Genomic DNA, 15,290 nt, shown 5'->3' with positions numbered 1-15,290 from the left:
CCACATCTGTGGACTCGCTGACTGTCGTGGTCACGCGGGAGGAAGCCGATCACCCCCCGCCTCCAGTCCAAACTCCGGACGGAATGACTGATCTGACCTTTCAAGGGGCCTACCTGCGTGAGCGTCTGCCGGCATTCCAGGAGATTGCCTACACGGTCACCAACCGATTTTTGCTGTTCTTCCGTTACCACCTTGGCACGCCGCAAGTTCAGTTGGTGCCGAGATGGGAGCACAGTCTCCACAACCCCACGTGGTTTGACAGCGAAGGTAAAGAACTTCGTGGTGGGACACGAACAGCCGTCGCGCATCCTGTCCCCGGAGCGCGCGGCGAGTTGGGCACCAAGCGGTTCAAGCCGTCCGATCTGCCTGATCTGGAGGCGTTCCTGGCTTCTCCCGCGGAACCCACGCTTGCACTCACGCTTCTGGCCGACGCCAAGACAGCGTGGCACGAGCGGAACTTGCGCCGATCCGTGCTTGAGCTGGCGATTTGCTGCGAGGTGATGGTCAAGCGGAAGTTCTTCGCCGCTTCGTCACCAGCTGGCGCGGCGTTCGACTACCTGGAAGACAAGGCAAAGGTGTCGGTGCGAGTACTTGAACTGCTGGATGTTGTCGCGACCGAGGCATTTGGTCGAAGCTTCAAGAGGGAGCACTCGGGAAACTACCAAATGATCGACCTGCTATTCCGGTGCCGCAACAAGATCGCACATCGCGGCATGCTTGAGTACAGGGATGACAGCGGCAATCTGCAAATAGCAGGTCAGGCAACAGTCGAAGGTTGGTGGAATGCGGTTTCAGGTCTGAAAGATTGGCTTGACTCACTTTAAACCGCGAGCCGCCGCGAAGTGACGCCTAACAGGCTGGTGAATTCGGACGTCAGGCATCGCATGTCACACCACCGCACACCGCTCGAAGCTGCCGCCGGCCAGCTCATCTCTGCGATCCAGCACGAGTGGGGCGCAGAGACCGGAGAACCATCGGCTGTCATCAGCGAAGAGGTCATGCACTCAGCGCACGCCTTGCTCCGAGCAGCGAAGGGTGGATCGATCGCATGCGTCGTGGCGTCCGGTTCCGTCTCTGAGTTTCTGGGCAAGCAATGGGTGCAGGAGCATCCTCGTGTGTGGCCTCACATCCAAGCTCTCGAAGCGCTTGCGTCGGCAGGAAGCGATGAAGGTTCGAGTTGATTTGACGATGTTTGACTCGCCCGTCCGGGCGCCGAGGGCGGCAGCGGGAAGCATCGACGTCAGCGCCAGGCCACTCGAGGGTGAGGTATTCCCATGACCACGCAAGTGGGTTGCTGTCCACCCGACATCCTTCTCTCCCGAACAGAGCTCAGTTTTTGTCTTGGAACAACATCGGCGCAGCGTGCCACGTCATCCTGAAGGGAATCGTTTGCCATTCAGTAACCGACGCACTCAGGTGTTCCCAGTTTCTGGCGAAATCTGGTGCGATGCACTTCGACGAGTACAAACGAGGCCCGCGGTCACTTTGGTGCCTGGCCTCTCAATGCAGCCGCGAGCCCTCAGCCCGAGCTGAGCTCAAACGCTGAGGCGACACTCAAGATTGTCCAAGCCACTCAATGAAACGCCTCCGCCTCGCCTTCCTCGCAACGCTGCTGCTGCCAACCCTGCTCTGGTTCGCCGCCGACACGCTGCTGCCCGAGCCGTTCACCTATTTCTCGTTCCGCTCGGTGTTCATGCAGTACAGCGGGGTGATCGCGATCGCCGTGATGAGCGTGGCGATGCTGCTGGCCTTGCGTTCGAAATGGCTGGAGTCGCTGCTGGGCGGGCTGGACAGAATGTATCGGCTGCACAAGTGGCTGGGCGTCGCGGCGCTGGTGGTGGGCGTCCTTCACTGGTGGTGGGCGACCGGCACCAAGTGGATGGTGGGCTGGGGCTGGCTGGTGCGGCCGGCACGCAAGCCGGTGGCCGGCGAAACGCTGGGTGCGGTCGAGGGCTGGCTGCGCAGCCAGCGGGGGATGGCCGAAGCCGTCGGCGAGTGGGCGTTCTATGCGGCGGTGGTGCTGATCGTGCTGGCGCTGGTGAAGCGCTTTCCCTACCACTGGTTCGCCAGGACGCACAGATGGATTGCGCTCGCCTACCTCGCGCTGGCCTATCACACGGTGGTGCTCACCAAGTTCGCGTACTGGTCGCAGCCGGTCGGCTGGCTGGTGGCGGCCTTGCTGATCGGCGGCTGCTTGGCCGCGCTGCTGAGCCTGGGCGGGCGGATCGGGGCCGGTCACAAGGTGCAGGGCCACATCGCGGCGCTGACCGAATACCCCGGCGTGCAAGTCCTCGAAGCGGCCATACAGCTGGAGGATGGCTGGCGCGGACACGCGCCGGGGCAGTTCGCCTTCGTCACGTCGGACACGCGCGAAGGCGCTCACCCTTACACGATCGCGTCGGCGTGGAATGCGGCTGACCGCCGGCTCGTATTCATCGCCAAGGCACTGGGCGACCACACCCGCCGCCTGCGCGAGACATTGAATATCGGCATGCCGGTGACGGTGGAGGGGCCCTACGGCTATTTCGACTTCGAGGATGCGCAGTCACGGCAGATCTGGGTCGGGGCCGGCATCGGCATCACGCCCTTCATCGCCCGCATGAAGCAGCGCGCCGCCACACCCGACGCGCGGGCGATCGATCTCTTTCATCCGACGGCCGAGTTCGATCAGAGCGCCATCGACCATCTCACCGCGGATGCCGAAGCGGCCGGCGTGCGACTGCACCTGCTGGTCGACGCCCGGGACGGACGCCTGAATGGCGAACGCATCCGCGCCGCGGTGCCCGACTGGGCGTCTGCCAGCATCTGGTTCTGCGGCCCGCCGCGCTTCGGTGAGGCGCTGCGCGCGGACTTCGTCGCCCACGGCCTGCCGCCCGACCGTTTCCATCAGGAACTGTTCGAGATGCGCTGATCGCCGCCGGGCTGTGGTTTGCCCGGCGAGCCTGCCTCAGTCGCGCGTCAGCACATCCGCAAGCTGCGCCGCGTACCCGCGCAGCACCTCCGCACCCGGTTCCTTGCGCGGCCAGATCAGGCCGACGCCGTCGTTCGCGTGGCGCGGCAGCACGTGCATGTGGAAGTGGAACACCGTCTGTTCGCCTTCCTTGCCGTTGGCCTGCAGCAGATTCAGCCCCGGCGGGTCGAAGGTTTCGCGGATGGCGGCGGCCACGCGCTGCGCGGTGTTCATCACCGCGGCGCCCTCCTCCGGCGTGATGTCGAACAGCGTCGCGGCGTGCCGCTTGGTCGCGACCAGCACGTGACCCGGATTGACCTGGCCGAGGTCCATGAATGCCAGCGTCAGATCGTCCTCGAACACGCGCGCGGCGGGCAGTTCGCCAGCGACGATGCGACAGAAGATGCAGACGCCGGGCGGCGAGGTATCGACGAATTTCGGCATGAGGGCTCGGTCTCCGGTTGCGCAGGAAGGGTCGGGCGCGGTGCGACGTGCGGGCAGCGCGTGGTCGGGGCAGACGATACACGAGGCCTGATGGCCGGCCATCGACGGCGGGCGCGCGGTTTGCTGCGACGCTGAACATCGCTGCAGCGGTGGGCGGGCCGGTGCGGATGGTGAGCATCGGCGCCGCGTTGCGCAAACCACCGGCCCGGAATGGCGCAGCGCCCGTCCTACGGGCAGCGGTGTCGCTGGCCTACAGCGAGCGCTGCCGCCCCGGCCCACACTGAACGGACAGGTCGCCGCGCCCGGCGACCCCGCACCTGGAGGAAACATCGATGATCAAGCTGATTGCCGCCTCACTCGCCCTTGCACTCGGATATGCGTTCGCCCACCGCAGGAAGACACCGGCCGACCCGGTCGGCGACTGGGAACGCACGCACGACAGCACTGACACCGCCTATCCGGAAAGCCAGCAGAGCGCGCCCTGAGGCGCGTCCGGCCCCCCCCGGCAGCGATCTGCATCATCCTTGACCACCGTGCTTGACGGGCGGTGAAAAGGCCTCGAATACTGGCCGGATGCCGATCGAATCCGCCCTTCCTCATGGCACCGGGCCAAAACGCGCGCGTCCCGGAGTCCTGTCGTCGCCCGCTCGCGCGCCGGATGCGTCCGCCGTCTCGCCTGACACGGGCGGGACTGCGGACGCTCAGCCGCACCGCTGGTACAGCACCAATCTGGTCGGCGTGCCGGCGCCGGTGCTGGCCAGCCGGCTGTTCAACGAACACCCCTTGCCGCTGCACATTGCTGGCACGCGCGAGGCGCACCGCGGCCTGTTCGCGTTGCTCGATCGCTGCGCCGATCTGCCCGAAGCGCGCGACGTGTTCGAGCACTACGTCGCCATCGCCTTCGGCCTGCAACCGGCCGACGCGCCGCGCGACAGCGCCGAGGCGAGACGCTGGCGCTGCAGCTGGCGCCGGCTGCTGCAGGGCTGGGGAGGCGACGCCAACGGCCCGGCCGGCGCCGTTCTGAAAGGCTGGGTCGAAAGTCGCTTCGGTCTGGTGCCCATGTTCCACAAGGCACGGCTGGAGCGCTTCCCGTCACCCGCCTGGGTGAGCTATCTCGAAGAGAAGGCCGCCAGCCGCTACCACGGCAACTGCATCCACCAGCAGCTCGACCTGCTGTACGAATTCAGCCAGTGGGCGCTCGACCGTTTCGGCCTGCCGCAGCAGCCGCCGGGCAGTCATGTGCGCCTGTGGCGCGGCAGCACGCGCGCCGAAGAGCAGCTGGTCGCCGGCCGGCTGCAGGACCGCCAATGCACGGTGCGCCTGAACAGCATCGCGTCGTTCTCGCTGTCGCGTGACGAAGCGGGCTGCTTCGGCGACTGGGTGTTCGAACTGCAGGTGCCGCGCTGCAAGCTGCTGGTGTGGCCCGGTCTGCTGCCCGGCCCGGTGCTGCACGGCGAACAGGAAGTGCTTGCCCTGGGCGGCGACTACCCGGCACAGGCAAGCTGCCAATGAATCCGTTTTCTGAACCGCATATGACTGACGACTTCGACACGCTGTACGACCGCGCCCTCGGCGCCTACCTCGGGCTGGCCATCGGCGACGCACTGGGCGCCACGGTCGAATTCATGCGCCCGCGCGAAATCCGCGCGCAGTACGGCGAGCATCGCGACATCGTCGGCGGCGGCTGGCTCAGGCTGGCGCGCGGACAGGTGACCGACGACACGACGATGTGCCTGGCGCTGGGCGATGCGCTGCTGGAGGTGGGCGGCGCGCGCCTCACCGGCGACGAGCACATGACGGCGGCGACGCGCACGATTGCCGACGCCTTCGTCGGCTGGCTGCGCAGCAAGCCAGTGGATTGTGGCAACACCTGCCGCCGCGGCCTGCAGCGCTACCTCGCCGACGGCAGCCTGAGCGGCCCGCAGAACGAGCGCGATGGCGGCAATGGCGCGCTGATGCGCAACCTGCCCACGGTGCTGGCGCTGTGGCACGACACCGCCGCGCTGGAGCGCGTGAGTCTGGCGCAGGCGCGCATCACCCACCACCACCCGCTGTCCGATGCCGCCACGGTGGGCTTCGCGCAGCTGCTCGCCCGTCTGCTGTCTGGCGCATCGCACGACGATGGCGCAGCCTGGGTGGCGGATTGGGTGCAAACCCACCCGGCCTTCGCCTTCCAGCCCTACCCCGGCCGCGCCACTGCCTATGTCGTCGATACCGTGCAGACCGTGCTGTACCACTTCGTCAGCCACGCCGATTTCGAAACGGCGCTGGTCGCCACCGTGAACATGGGCGACGACGCCGACACCACCGGCGCCCTGGTCGGCATGCTGGCCGGCGCCCGCTGCGGCGCGCGCGCTCTGCCGCAGCGCTGGCTGAGCCGACTGCAGCGCGACGTGGTGATGGCGATCACCGACCAGACCAGCGGGCTGCTGGCGATGAGCCGTCGAGGATAGATCGCTCCGCTGCCGACCCGGTGCGGACAGAGGGCGCCACCAGGGGCGCCCTCATTGCCGCTCAGTCCTGCGTCGTCGCAGCCAGACCGTCGCGGCGGCGGGTGGGCGGCAGGGCCTTCACCACCGCATCTTCGGTCGCGGCATTGACGCAGTGCGGCTGCTTCCAGTCGCCGTCGAAGCTGATCTGATCGACGCCATCCGGGCCGACGCCCGCCGGCACGTAGTCGAGCCGCAGCAGGTTGCGCGTACGCCAGGCGATGGCGTGATCGGCGCAGGAGCTGTCGCCCGACACGCCGAGCGCGCCCAGCAGTTCGCCCTGTGCGCTGTACAGCGCCAGCCCGCCGCCAAACACATTGACGCCGCCCATGCGCTGGCCCACCAGCGGATCGTTCGCCTGCCCCCAGGCCGTTGCAGGTCCGGCATACGCCAGCGCGGCATTGACCGGATTGCTTTCCTGCAGACCGAACAGGCTGCCGCCCGGCTGCGTGGCGCTGTACAGATTGGCGGTGGCCAGTGCCAGCGTGGGCAGGCTGAAGGCATTGGCGGTGTTCGCCTTCTGCGCCGAAATGGCCCGGCTGCCCGGCCACTGGCTGGCGTTGCTTTCGCCGGTGAAGGCGACCGCGCACACCGTGCCGCTGCGGCTCACGACGGTGCCCCACATGTCGAGATCGAAGCCGCCGTTGTCGGCGCGCCGGGCGCGGGTGAGCGCATCGCGCAGTTCGGCATGGCCGGGCAGTGCCGCGCACTCGGCGGCGACCGCCTTGCTGTCCGCGCCCTGCGGCGAAGCGAAGGCCGGCGTGGCGGCCAGACCGGCCAGCACTGCGAAAGAAGCGACGATGGAAGTGTGAAGGGCTTTCATGACTGCATCCTCTGTTGAATGGGTGATGTAGCCAGTATCGGGATGCGGAGAGTGGAAATAAATGGAATGATCTGGATTTCAGTATTCCACTTTCAGGCAGACCATGAATTCACTGCAGGACGCGCTGCGCATCTTCGTCGCCGCCGCCGACGCGAAGAACTTCCGCGAGGCCGCCACCCGGCTGGGCCTGTCGCCGCAGGCTGTCACCCGGGCCATCCGCCGTCTCGAAGATCACTTCGGCGAAACGCTGTTCCACCGCACGACGCGGCAGACCCGCATCACCGAGTTCGGCACCGCCAAGGCGGCCGAAGCCGCAGCGACGCTGTCGCAGCTCGACGAGGTGCTGCGGCCCGCCGAGAAGCGGGCGGCCGCGGCGATGGCCGGGCGCGTGCGCATCACGGCGCCACGCGCGCTTGGTCGTCTGCTCGTACTGCCCGTGCTGACCCGGCTCGCGGTTGAGCACCCCGGCATTGCCATCGACATCCGGCTGTCGGACGAACTGAGCGACGCCGTGGACGAACAGATCGACATCGGCGTGCGCATGGGCGTGCTGAGCCACGCGCGCTCCGTGATGCGCCGTGTCGGCAAGGTGGCTTTCGGCGTGCATGCGAGCCCGGCGCTGATCGAGCGCGTCGGCGTGCCGCCGTCGGTCGATGCGCTGCACGCGCTGCCCACCAGCGCGCTGATCAACCGCAACACCAACCGTCCGTGGCACTGGTTCTTCAGCCGCGAACGTACGCTGCTGCCGCAGCAGCCCGCCTTCTTCACCGACGACCCGGCGGCCGAATGCGAAGCCGTGCTTGCCGGCATCGCGTTTGCGCAGCTGCCCGACTATCTCGCGCGCACGCACGTGCGCGCTGGGCGACTGGTCGAGGTGCTGGAAAAGGACGCACCGCCGCCGTGGGACGTCATCGTGTATCGCCCGCAGCGCGGCCCGGTGCCGGCGCGGGTGCGCCTGGTGTTCGACGCCATCGTCGCCGGCCTGAAGGACGACGGCCAGGACGGAAGTTGAACTGCACGCGGTATTCGGCGATGCAGTCCGTGTCGCAAACACTGCGTAGCCGACAGGTCTGTCCACAAGGCGCCACGCCCCTGCAGCGCAGGCGCTAGCACAGCACTTCCAGACCGCCTTGAAGCAGATCAAACCCGTCGTTCATCCACCTTCTTGAAAGCCGGATAAACCGCGACTTCATGATGTGGATCAATGACGTACTGACATGCACTCATGTCATGAAGGTTACACGGAGGCGCCATTCACGCGGCATGCAACTTGCAGTCAGACCGGGTCCGATCCGGACACAACCTGGAGCCCCGAAATGGCTAACGTAACCTTCTCTTCTCCGTTGATGCCGCGCGATCTCACGGTCTATGCGGTGGCCGGTGAACGCGGCACTCTGCTCGCCCTCGCCAAAGCCAACAACATCCCGATTCCGTTCGACTGTCAGGACGGTGAATGCGGCTCATGCCTGGTGGAGGTCGTGCACTACAGCCCGACCGTGCGCTATGGCATCGCCCTGACTGAAAAGGAAAAGGAGATCCTGCGTCAGCTCGGCAAGATCACCAAGCAGGAAATCATGGACGCCGAAGTGAATGACATGCCGCCGCGTCACCGGCTGGCCTGCCAGTGCTTCGTTCGCGACGAAGATATCGCCGTCGTGTTCGAAGGCGATGTGACCAAGCCGGTGAAGGGACCGGCGCTATCGATCGCCGCCGCGATCTACAAGGGCGGTGTCGGCATCCAGACGCTCGACCAGTTCCTGAACTATGCGGTCAAGGTCGAAGAAGACGCTGCCGTGCACTTCGAAGAACTTGCGGAGCGCATGAACGCGTGCGGCAACAGCGACGTGGCTGCGCTGTTCGCGCAGCTCGGCAGCTATTCGCGCCTGCATCTGCAAGAAGCCAAGGCCAGGTGCGTGAAGTATGAAGTGGTGGAAAGCCTGCCGGCCAGCTCGGCCTGGCCCGACAACACCACCCCGGAGAAGACCGCACTGTGGGCAGGCGATCCCGCCCTGACGCGTCTCGGTGCGCTCAAGGCCGCGCTGCAGGGCGAACGCCGTGGCTACGAGTTCTACTACGCGATTGCCAACACCACGCGCGACGCGAACATCCGCAAGGTGGCGAAGGAGTTCGTGCGCGAAGAAGCGGAACACGTCGAAAAGCTGAAGCAGTGGATCGAGCAGGAAGAGGCCGCCCTGCGTCGAGCGGCGGAAGCGGTCGCCGGCTGATGCAGGCGTGACGGATGAAGGGGCGGCAGCCTGGCGCCCCTTCAGGCCACGCCGATGGCGAATACCGGCCCGTTCATTCCGTTCCATCCCAGGCCCACCGCACCGTGTGCCGACCCGTCGCCCCCTCAGTACGGTCGCCCGTCCTTATGGCTGAACACCCAGTGCCCGTCGATCAGTTCCGCCCGCAGGTCGTCGTCCGGGTAGCTCGCTTCGTCACCGCTGCTGCGGTCGCCGATCTCCAGATAGACCACGACATCGGTCGTGTCATTGACCAGACGATGGGCGTTGTCGCGGCCCGCCGCAAAGCCGGCGCACATGCCGGGCGAAAGACGCGTCAGTCCTTCGTCGGTGTGCAGCGCCGGCTCGCCCTCCAGCACGTAGATGAATTCGTCCTGCCGGCTGTGCGCGTGGCGCAGCGCAGACACTGCGCCGGGTTCGAGCCGCGTCAGGTTCACGCCGAAATTCTGCAGGCCGAACAGGTCACCCAGCACGTGCTTGGTACGACCGCGCATGCGCGACGCGAACGGTTCCGGGTAGGCGGACGGACGGTCGCGCGGGGCTACGTCCGCGGCGCACACGGCAATCGGGCGCGGGGGTATCGACATGGCGGACTCCTGTGACGTGAACGGCGAAACAACGATGGGCGACGTCATTTCCGCAGCGTCGCCCCGTACGCGCGCTCGACCCGTGCCACGCGCAGCGAGAACTGCGTGTACCAGCGCTCGCGGCCGGTCTGTCGCGCGAGTGCGTGCTCGGCGTGATTGCGCCACGCTGCGATCGCCTCCTCGCTGACCCAGTAGGACACATTGAGGCCGAAGCCATCCGGGTTGCGGGCGCGCTCGATGCCGAGAAAGCCCGGTTGCCGCGCGGCCAGCTCGACCATGCGCTCGGCCATATCGGCATAGCCGTTGTCGCCCGGCGTGCGCTGCGCCGAGAAGATCACCACGTAGTAAGGCGGTTCGGGGGTATCGGCAAAGCAGGGATTCCTCATTGCGGCGTTCCGCTATCAGCAAGGATGGCGCAGCTCGCCTTGATCAGCGCAACCGTGCGCTCGCCGACGCGGAACTCGCCGGACGCGACACACTGACGCCGACCGATGCGGTGCGCATGAATGCGGCCAAGCAGCCAGTCACCCGCGCGACTCGAACCGAGGTAGTCGACCGACAGACTGGCGGTCACCAGCCGCGCGTGCGCCGGCAACTGCGCGGCGACGAAGCCGACCAGGAAGATGTCGGACAGCGTGGCGATGACACCGCCGTGCGTGATGCCAAGCCCGTTGCAGTCGTCGCCTGTGATGCGTGCCGCGAACAGATCCGTGAGGACACCGCCGGTGAACACCGTGCGACCGCCGAAGAAGGGGCCGCGCAGCACGCGCGGCATGAAGCCCTCCGGTGCGGCGCTGTGCTCATCGACTTTGGGCGGCAGCATCGAGCGCGTCCTCCAGCTGTTCGTTGCCCCAGTACAGCGCATCGCCGACGAAGAAGCTCGGCGCGCCGAACAGCCCGCGCTGCGCGGCCTGCTCTGTCTGCGCGCGCAGCGCCTGCTTCACCTCCGGCGACTGTGCCTGCGCGATCACGGCATCGGCCGGCTGGCCCAGCTCGGCGAGCAGGCGACGCATCGCATCGACGTCGTCGATGTCCGCGTCATCAACGAAGTTCAGTTCGAACACGCGGGTGCAGAAGGTGGCGATCCACGGCGCGTCCGCGTGCGCGAGCGCGACGCGCGCGGGCAGCACGCCATTGCGCGGAAACTGCGACGGCTTGCGCCAGGGCAGCGCGTGCCGCGCGCACTGGCGCGCGAGGTCGGTCCACATCCAGGCGAACTTGGCCGGCTGCTGCAGGAAGGGTGAAGCCTGCCAGCCGGCGGCGCGGAAGATCGGGCCGAGCAGCAGCGGGCGCCACAGCACGCGCACGCCGCGCAGCCGGGCCAGCGTGTCGATGTGCGCCGTGCTCAGATAACTGTAGGGGCTGGCGAAGTCGAACCAGTATTCGATGACCGGGTCGTTCATGGCGCGCCTCAGTCGAACAGCACGAGGCAGCGCGCCTCGATGCTGGCGCGCAGCGGCGCGTCGGCCGGTGCGGCCGGGTCGAGAAAGGCCGCGTGCGGCGTGAAGCGCGACACCCCGCTCGCCTGCGCGTCGTACTGCTTGAACACCAGCACCTCGCGCTTCGTCATGTGCGGGAAGTAGTGCCAGCGGTGCAGCGGCGAGTGCTTCAGCACGTAGATTTCGCCGCTGCGGCCGGGATAGCGGATTTCCGCCGCAACCAGGTCCTGCGCCATCACCGAGCGCGCGTCGCACAGCGCCAGCGGCGCGTCAATCACCGGCTCGATCAGCGGACGCCACACGTTCACCACGGCATAACGACGGACGCGCGCTTGCGCCCCATCGTCGCGTAACACCAGGCCGAGCCGCGCCAGACCGCTCGCCTCCGAATAGTCGTTGTGAACGCGCCCCACCGCCGAGGCCTGGGCGTTCTGCCGGCCGAAGGTGAGGTGCTGTTCGTCGCGGCTGCGCCGGCGGATCTGGTGATCGAAGCACAGCGCGCGCCTGCCGCCGGCGGCCTCGCAGGCGATGGCCTCGACCTCCGGGTAGTAGCGGGCGCGGATCTGCGCGTCGTCGTCGACATCATCGAGGCAGCTCGGCGCCTCGCGCAGTTCGAAGCCGTGACGATGGAGCAGGAAGTGCTGCGCGCCCGGGCGGGCGTCGACGATGTCGACCACGTGCGTACGGTAGCTGCAGTTCTCCCACGGCTCGCCGTCGGGCGGCGGGTACATGTAGTTGAACGGCGCGCCCGCGCTGTCGTGCAGGTAGTCCAGTCCGCCGGTGGTGTGCGCCAGCCGGGAAGTGCCGGCACGCAGGAAGCGTTCGTAAGGGGTATTCACGTGAGGCTCCTCGGTGATCGTCGGGCGGACACCCGCCGCCACTGTTGAGGTGGGGCCTTGGATGTCCGGGTATCCATGCTGCGGTCGAGGAGCCTTCCGATCGAGTGTCTGGATCGACATCAATCGGGCTAATATGGACATCATGAAAACCATCGTACTGGTCCTGCCCGGCGTGCTCGACATCAGCCTGGGCATCACGCTGGACGTGATGAACACCGCCAACCGCCTGTGTCTCCAGGCCGAGCGACCGCCGCTGTTCGAGGTGACGCTGGCCGGCACCGGGCGGCGGCGCGAGCGCAGCGGTTCCGGGCTCGAAGTCGGCCCGCTCGCGCGCATGGCTGATCTGCCGCCGCCCGATCTGGTGCTGCTGCCGGGCGCCAATCGCGCCCATCGCGAAGCGCTGGAAGAATGGCTGGCGACGCGCGACGTGGTGAAGGCGATGGCGCGTGTGGGCCACTGGCTGGAAGGGGGCGCCGTCGTCGCCGCATCCTGCGTCAGCACCTTCGCGCTGGCGCAGGCCGGCCTGCTCGACCGGCGCGTCGCCACCACCAGCTGGTGGCTGGCGCCCTTGTTCCGCGAACGCTATCCGCAGGTCGATCTCGACATGACGCGCATGGTGGTCAGCGACGGCCCGATCAGCACCGCCGGCGCCGCGCTGGCCCAGGCCGACCTGATGCTCGCGCTGGTGGCGCGCCACGGCTCGGAGGAACTGGCGCGCAGTTGCGCGCGCTTCCTGATGCTGGACCACCGCGTATCGCAAAGTCAGTACGCCATCGCCTCGCATCTGGCACGGCAGACACCGACGCTGCAGCGCGCCGACCGCTGGCTGCAGACCCGCCTCGGCGAACCCGTCACGCTCGCCATGCTGGCCGACGCGCTGCACATGACGCCGCGCACGCTGAGCCGGCACTTCGCGTCGGCGGTCGGCATGTCGCCCATCCAGTACGTGCAGAAACTGCGCGTCGAGCGTGCCACCCAGTTGCTCGAAACCGGCCACGCCTCGCTGGAATCGGTGGCCGCCCAGGTCGGCTACGCCGACCCGTCGATGCTGCGCAAACTGCTGCGCCGCGAGCGCGGGGTGACGGCGCGGGGCGTGCGGTCGCGGTCACGTGCGGCGGGCAGTGGAGACGAGCGTCCGCAAAACCCGGGGTGATGCACGCAACCTGTCAGAGTGACGGCGATGCACTTCGTGACGCGCTTGTGCGCGTCAGCAGACACAACGAGCGAAGACCCGGGCGCGGCGAGCCTCCCGGCGACTACCTGACTGCCAGCGCGTCCGGTTCGCGTGCGTGCCAACCGCCACCCAGCGCCTTGAAGGCAGCGACTGCTGCGCGTACGGATTCAGTTTGTGCCTGAACGCGCGCGTCGGAGGCACGCAACAGGTTCTCGTCGGCCTGCAGGACTTCAATCAGGCTGACGACACCCTTTTGATACGCCGCAAACGAGGCGTCACGTGCGCGACCGAAGGAGTCCACGCCTTGAGTCAGCACAGCGGCCTGCTCTTCGCGTCTGACTAACGACGACAACGCGTTCTCGACGTCTTCGGTTGCCCGTAAGGCAGCAAGCCGATATGCAGAGAGCAGTTCCGCTTCCTGCCCCTTCGCCAGATCGATCTGCGCGTCGATGCGGCCAAAGTCGAACAGACGCCAGCGCAGGCCGAGCACGCCTGCGGCCTGACCGGCACCGCTGGTGAACAGATTGCCGCTCGCGACCGATGTCGCGCTGCCTATCAGTCCGCTCAGAGAGAGTTTCGGGTAGTACTCGGCGATAGCGCCGCCAATACGCGCGCTGGATGCGGCGAGGCGACGTTCGGCCGCGATCAGATCCGGCCGCCGGCGAAGCAGTTCGGCCGGCGCCCCCATGGCCGCGATCTGCGGGGCTGCCGGAATATCACGGGGGGCGGCCAATTCTGCCCGATGCGTGCCCGGCGGAGAACCCAGCATCACGTCCAGAGCATTCATGGCGGCGTCCAGACCCGCCTCAAGCACCGGCACCGAGGCCTGAGCCTGGGCAAGCGCACCCTCGGCCTGCCTCACTTGAAGTTCGGCAGCGAGCCCCTTTCCATGCAAAAGTTTGATGGTTGCGAGCAGGTCCTGCTGCGTCCTGACCTGTCGGCGAGCGACGTCCAGACGGGCCTGCAATCCGCGGATGGTGATGTAGATGTCGGCTGTCTGTGCCGTTACCGCCAGACGCGTCGCGACCGCGCCCGCTTCCGAAGCCTGGTATTCGGCCCATGCCGCCTCCCGTCCGCGGCGCAGACCACCGAACACGTCCAGCTCCCAGCTCGCGGCGACATTGGTCTCGTAGGCACGGCCGTAACGGTCGAAACCGGGCGCAGAGTTGAGGACCTGCCCCAAGGGGGTCTCGACGGAGTGGTACGCCCTCGCCGCTTCAGCGGCGACATGGCCCGAGGGCAGCAGTGCGGCGTTGGCCGCGCCAAGGCCGGCGCGCGACTGGGCGACACGGGCCGCCGCTTGCGCGATGTCCAGGTTCTGCTCCTGCGCCAGGGCCACGAAGCGCTCAAGCTGCGGATCATTGAAGGCGGCCCACCAGATCGTGAGGTCCGCCTGCTGCCGTACCTGTCGGCGCTCGACAGCTTCCTGACCGATGAATACCGGCGAAAGCGCGATCTCAGGCTGCCGATACTCAGGACCCACGGCGCAGCCCGTCAAGACACCGGCGCTCAGAAGTAGGACGAGAGAGCGGGGATAGGCGAACATTAAAGTCTCCCGGAAAGTTGAGTCCACGCGGTGACTATAATCCGTAGTGGTCACTCATTGTCAAGCCATCATCGACGCGGTATTGTTTTTCCATGAGCGAAATCGACACTTCTACACCCCACTCGCGCGGCCCCGTCGACCACAGCGTTCGAGAGCAGATCGTGGCGGCGGCCGGAGAACACTTCAGCCACTACGGCTACGAAAAGACCACGGTTTCGGATCTGGCCAAGGCAATCGGCTTTTCCAAGGCCTACATCTACAAGTTCTTCGACTCCAAGCAGGCGATCGGCGAGGCCATCTGCGCCCAGTCTCTGAGCGCCATCATTCTTGCGGTCGAGGAAGCGGTGGCCAGCGCGCCCACGCCTACGGAGAAATTCCGCAGAATGTTCAAGGCCTTGGTGTCGACGGGCGTGGGCCTGTTCTTCAACGACCGCAAGCTGTATGACATCGCCGCGCATTCCGCCGGCGAGGGCTGGCCTTCTGCACGCGCCTACTGCGAGCGCATCCGGCAGATCCTGACGGAGATCGTCCGCGAAGGTCGGGAGAGCGGCGAGTTCGAGCGCAAGACCCCGCTCGACGAGACGGTGCAGGCGATCGATCTGGTCATGCAGCCCTACGTCAATCCGCTGTTGCTCCAGTACAACCTGGATGTGGCCGACGAGGCACCGACGCAGCTTTCCAATCTGGTGCTGCGCAGCTTGGCACCGTAGAGCGCTGAACAAATGCGATGAGTGACTATTGACAATATTAGTCACT

17 protein-coding genes are annotated in these 15,290 nt (G+C 66.9%); 9 read left to right on the top strand and 8 right to left on the bottom strand.

What is annotated here, in order from left to right:
• Positions 1 to 83 precede the first annotated feature (83 nt).
• Positions 84 to 824: a hypothetical protein gene (locus METRZ18153_RS0106040; RefSeq protein ID WP_157257206.1), complete on the top strand. Its 741-nt coding sequence runs from the start codon at positions 84 to 86 to the stop codon at positions 822 to 824.
• Between the two features lie 752 nt (positions 825 to 1,576).
• A complete protein-coding gene (locus tag METRZ18153_RS0106035) occupies positions 1,577 to 2,911 on the top strand; it encodes a ferredoxin reductase family protein (protein WP_020163874.1) in 1,335 nt (444 codons plus the stop codon).
• Between the two features lie 36 nt (positions 2,912 to 2,947).
• Here the strand turns inward: METRZ18153_RS0106035 and METRZ18153_RS0106030 are convergent, their stop codons facing one another.
• The gene (locus METRZ18153_RS0106030; protein WP_020163873.1) at positions 2,948 to 3,394 is read right to left on the bottom strand and encodes an HIT family protein; all 447 of its coding nucleotides are present in this window, start codon (positions 3,392 to 3,394) and stop codon (positions 2,948 to 2,950) included.
• Positions 3,395 to 3,726: 332 nt separating this feature from the next.
• On the opposite strand from METRZ18153_RS0106030, the gene METRZ18153_RS20965 reads away from it, so the two are divergent.
• The 3 genes from METRZ18153_RS20965 (at position 3,727) to draG (ending at position 5,847) form a co-directional block, all read left to right on the top strand.
• Positions 3,727 to 3,879: a hypothetical protein gene (locus METRZ18153_RS20965; RefSeq protein ID WP_020163872.1), complete on the top strand. Its 153-nt coding sequence runs from the start codon at positions 3,727 to 3,729 to the stop codon at positions 3,877 to 3,879.
• A gap of 88 nt (positions 3,880 to 3,967) precedes the next feature.
• Positions 3,968 to 4,906, top strand: a complete 939-nt coding sequence (locus METRZ18153_RS0106020) for an NAD(+)--dinitrogen-reductase ADP-D-ribosyltransferase (protein WP_029143584.1) — start codon at positions 3,968 to 3,970, stop codon at positions 4,904 to 4,906.
• 20 nt (positions 4,907 to 4,926) lie between these two features.
• The gene (draG, locus tag METRZ18153_RS0106015) at positions 4,927 to 5,847 is read left to right on the top strand and encodes an ADP-ribosyl-[dinitrogen reductase] hydrolase (protein ID WP_020163870.1); all 921 of its coding nucleotides are present in this window, start codon (positions 4,927 to 4,929) and stop codon (positions 5,845 to 5,847) included.
• Positions 5,848 to 5,908: 61 nt separating this feature from the next.
• Here draG and METRZ18153_RS0106010 read toward each other — a convergent pair whose 3' ends face one another.
• Positions 5,909 to 6,706: a GlcG/HbpS family heme-binding protein gene (locus tag METRZ18153_RS0106010; RefSeq protein ID WP_020163869.1), complete on the bottom strand. Its 798-nt coding sequence runs from the start codon at positions 6,704 to 6,706 to the stop codon at positions 5,909 to 5,911.
• A 103-nt stretch (positions 6,707 to 6,809) separates the two neighbouring features.
• Here METRZ18153_RS0106010 and METRZ18153_RS0106005 point away from each other — a divergent pair, with 103 nt between their 5' ends.
• Both METRZ18153_RS0106005 and METRZ18153_RS0106000 read left to right on the top strand, forming a co-directional pair.
• Entirely contained in the window at positions 6,810 to 7,718 is a 909-nt protein-coding gene (locus METRZ18153_RS0106005) for a LysR family transcriptional regulator (RefSeq protein ID WP_020163868.1), read from the top strand.
• Between the two features lie 304 nt (positions 7,719 to 8,022).
• Entirely contained in the window at positions 8,023 to 8,931 is a 909-nt protein-coding gene (locus METRZ18153_RS0106000; protein ID WP_029143583.1) for a 2Fe-2S iron-sulfur cluster-binding protein, read from the top strand.
• A gap of 125 nt (positions 8,932 to 9,056) precedes the next feature.
• Here METRZ18153_RS0106000 and METRZ18153_RS0105995 read toward each other — a convergent pair whose 3' ends face one another.
• The 5 genes from METRZ18153_RS0105995 to METRZ18153_RS0105975 are packed head-to-tail and all read right to left on the bottom strand — an operon-like array spanning position 9,057 to position 11,814.
• Positions 9,057 to 9,536, bottom strand: coding sequence for a cupin domain-containing protein (locus METRZ18153_RS0105995; protein ID WP_020163866.1), 480 nt, complete (start codon positions 9,534 to 9,536; stop codon positions 9,057 to 9,059).
• A gap of 44 nt (positions 9,537 to 9,580) precedes the next feature.
• Positions 9,581 to 9,922 (bottom strand): antibiotic biosynthesis monooxygenase family protein, encoded by a 342-nt coding sequence (locus METRZ18153_RS0105990; protein WP_020163865.1) that lies wholly within the window; start codon positions 9,920 to 9,922, stop codon positions 9,581 to 9,583.
• Positions 9,919 to 10,359: a PaaI family thioesterase gene (locus METRZ18153_RS0105985; RefSeq protein WP_020163864.1), complete on the bottom strand. Its 441-nt coding sequence runs from the start codon at positions 10,357 to 10,359 to the stop codon at positions 9,919 to 9,921. The genes METRZ18153_RS0105990 and METRZ18153_RS0105985 overlap by 4 nt, the downstream gene beginning before the upstream one ends.
• Positions 10,337 to 10,939: a 2-hydroxychromene-2-carboxylate isomerase gene (locus METRZ18153_RS0105980; protein ID WP_020163863.1), complete on the bottom strand. Its 603-nt coding sequence runs from the start codon at positions 10,937 to 10,939 to the stop codon at positions 10,337 to 10,339. The genes METRZ18153_RS0105985 and METRZ18153_RS0105980 overlap by 23 nt, the downstream gene beginning before the upstream one ends.
• A gap of 8 nt (positions 10,940 to 10,947) precedes the next feature.
• Positions 10,948 to 11,814, bottom strand: a complete 867-nt coding sequence (locus METRZ18153_RS0105975; protein ID WP_020163862.1) for a CmcJ/NvfI family oxidoreductase — start codon at positions 11,812 to 11,814, stop codon at positions 10,948 to 10,950.
• Positions 11,815 to 11,956: 142 nt separating this feature from the next.
• Here METRZ18153_RS0105975 and METRZ18153_RS0105970 point away from each other — a divergent pair, with 142 nt between their 5' ends.
• Positions 11,957 to 12,967, top strand: a complete 1,011-nt coding sequence (locus METRZ18153_RS0105970) for a GlxA family transcriptional regulator (RefSeq protein ID WP_232415977.1) — start codon at positions 11,957 to 11,959, stop codon at positions 12,965 to 12,967.
• Positions 12,968 to 13,070: 103 nt separating this feature from the next.
• Here METRZ18153_RS0105970 and METRZ18153_RS0105965 read toward each other — a convergent pair whose 3' ends face one another.
• The gene (locus METRZ18153_RS0105965) at positions 13,071 to 14,534 is read right to left on the bottom strand and encodes an efflux transporter outer membrane subunit (RefSeq protein ID WP_029143582.1); all 1,464 of its coding nucleotides are present in this window, start codon (positions 14,532 to 14,534) and stop codon (positions 13,071 to 13,073) included.
• A 92-nt stretch (positions 14,535 to 14,626) separates the two neighbouring features.
• Here METRZ18153_RS0105965 and METRZ18153_RS0105960 point away from each other — a divergent pair, with 92 nt between their 5' ends.
• A complete protein-coding gene (locus tag METRZ18153_RS0105960) occupies positions 14,627 to 15,244 on the top strand; it encodes a TetR/AcrR family transcriptional regulator (protein WP_029143581.1) in 618 nt (205 codons plus the stop codon).
• Positions 15,245 to 15,290 lie beyond the last annotated feature (46 nt).

This window comes from Methyloversatilis discipulorum (genome assembly GCF_000385375.1).
GTDB classification, from domain to species: domain Bacteria; phylum Pseudomonadota; class Gammaproteobacteria; order Burkholderiales; family Rhodocyclaceae; genus Methyloversatilis; species Methyloversatilis discipulorum_A.
The sequence above is the reverse complement of the archived record's forward strand: the minus strand, read 5'-3'. Positions and strand labels throughout refer to the sequence as shown.

Excerpts from the sequence above, each read along its gene's own strand:
- METRZ18153_RS0106040 (WP_157257206.1), top strand. The coding sequence starts at position 84 with ATGACTGATCTGACCTTTCAAGGGGCCTACCTGCGTGAGCGTCTGCCG.
- METRZ18153_RS0106035 (WP_020163874.1), top strand. The coding sequence starts at position 1,577 with ATGAAACGCCTCCGCCTCGCCTTCCTCGCAACGCTGCTGCTGCCAACC.
- METRZ18153_RS0106030 (WP_020163873.1), bottom strand. The coding sequence starts at position 3,394 with ATGCCGAAATTCGTCGATACCTCGCCGCCCGGCGTCTGCATCTTCTGT.
- METRZ18153_RS20965 (WP_020163872.1), top strand. The coding sequence starts at position 3,727 with ATGATCAAGCTGATTGCCGCCTCACTCGCCCTTGCACTCGGATATGCG.
- METRZ18153_RS0106020 (WP_029143584.1), top strand. The coding sequence starts at position 3,968 with ATGCCGATCGAATCCGCCCTTCCTCATGGCACCGGGCCAAAACGCGCG.
- draG (WP_020163870.1), top strand. The coding sequence starts at position 4,927 with ATGACTGACGACTTCGACACGCTGTACGACCGCGCCCTCGGCGCCTAC.
- METRZ18153_RS0106010 (WP_020163869.1), bottom strand. The coding sequence starts at position 6,706 with ATGAAAGCCCTTCACACTTCCATCGTCGCTTCTTTCGCAGTGCTGGCC.
- METRZ18153_RS0106005 (WP_020163868.1), top strand. The coding sequence starts at position 6,810 with ATGAATTCACTGCAGGACGCGCTGCGCATCTTCGTCGCCGCCGCCGAC.
- METRZ18153_RS0106000 (WP_029143583.1), top strand. The coding sequence starts at position 8,023 with ATGGCTAACGTAACCTTCTCTTCTCCGTTGATGCCGCGCGATCTCACG.
- METRZ18153_RS0105995 (WP_020163866.1), bottom strand. The coding sequence starts at position 9,536 with ATGTCGATACCCCCGCGCCCGATTGCCGTGTGCGCCGCGGACGTAGCC.
- METRZ18153_RS0105990 (WP_020163865.1), bottom strand. The coding sequence starts at position 9,922 with ATGAGGAATCCCTGCTTTGCCGATACCCCCGAACCGCCTTACTACGTG.
- METRZ18153_RS0105985 (WP_020163864.1), bottom strand. The coding sequence starts at position 10,359 with ATGCTGCCGCCCAAAGTCGATGAGCACAGCGCCGCACCGGAGGGCTTC.
- METRZ18153_RS0105980 (WP_020163863.1), bottom strand. The coding sequence starts at position 10,939 with ATGAACGACCCGGTCATCGAATACTGGTTCGACTTCGCCAGCCCCTAC.
- METRZ18153_RS0105970 (WP_232415977.1), top strand. The coding sequence starts at position 11,957 with ATGAAAACCATCGTACTGGTCCTGCCCGGCGTGCTCGACATCAGCCTG.
- METRZ18153_RS0105965 (WP_029143582.1), bottom strand. The coding sequence starts at position 14,534 with ATGTTCGCCTATCCCCGCTCTCTCGTCCTACTTCTGAGCGCCGGTGTC.
- METRZ18153_RS0105960 (WP_029143581.1), top strand. The coding sequence starts at position 14,627 with ATGAGCGAAATCGACACTTCTACACCCCACTCGCGCGGCCCCGTCGAC.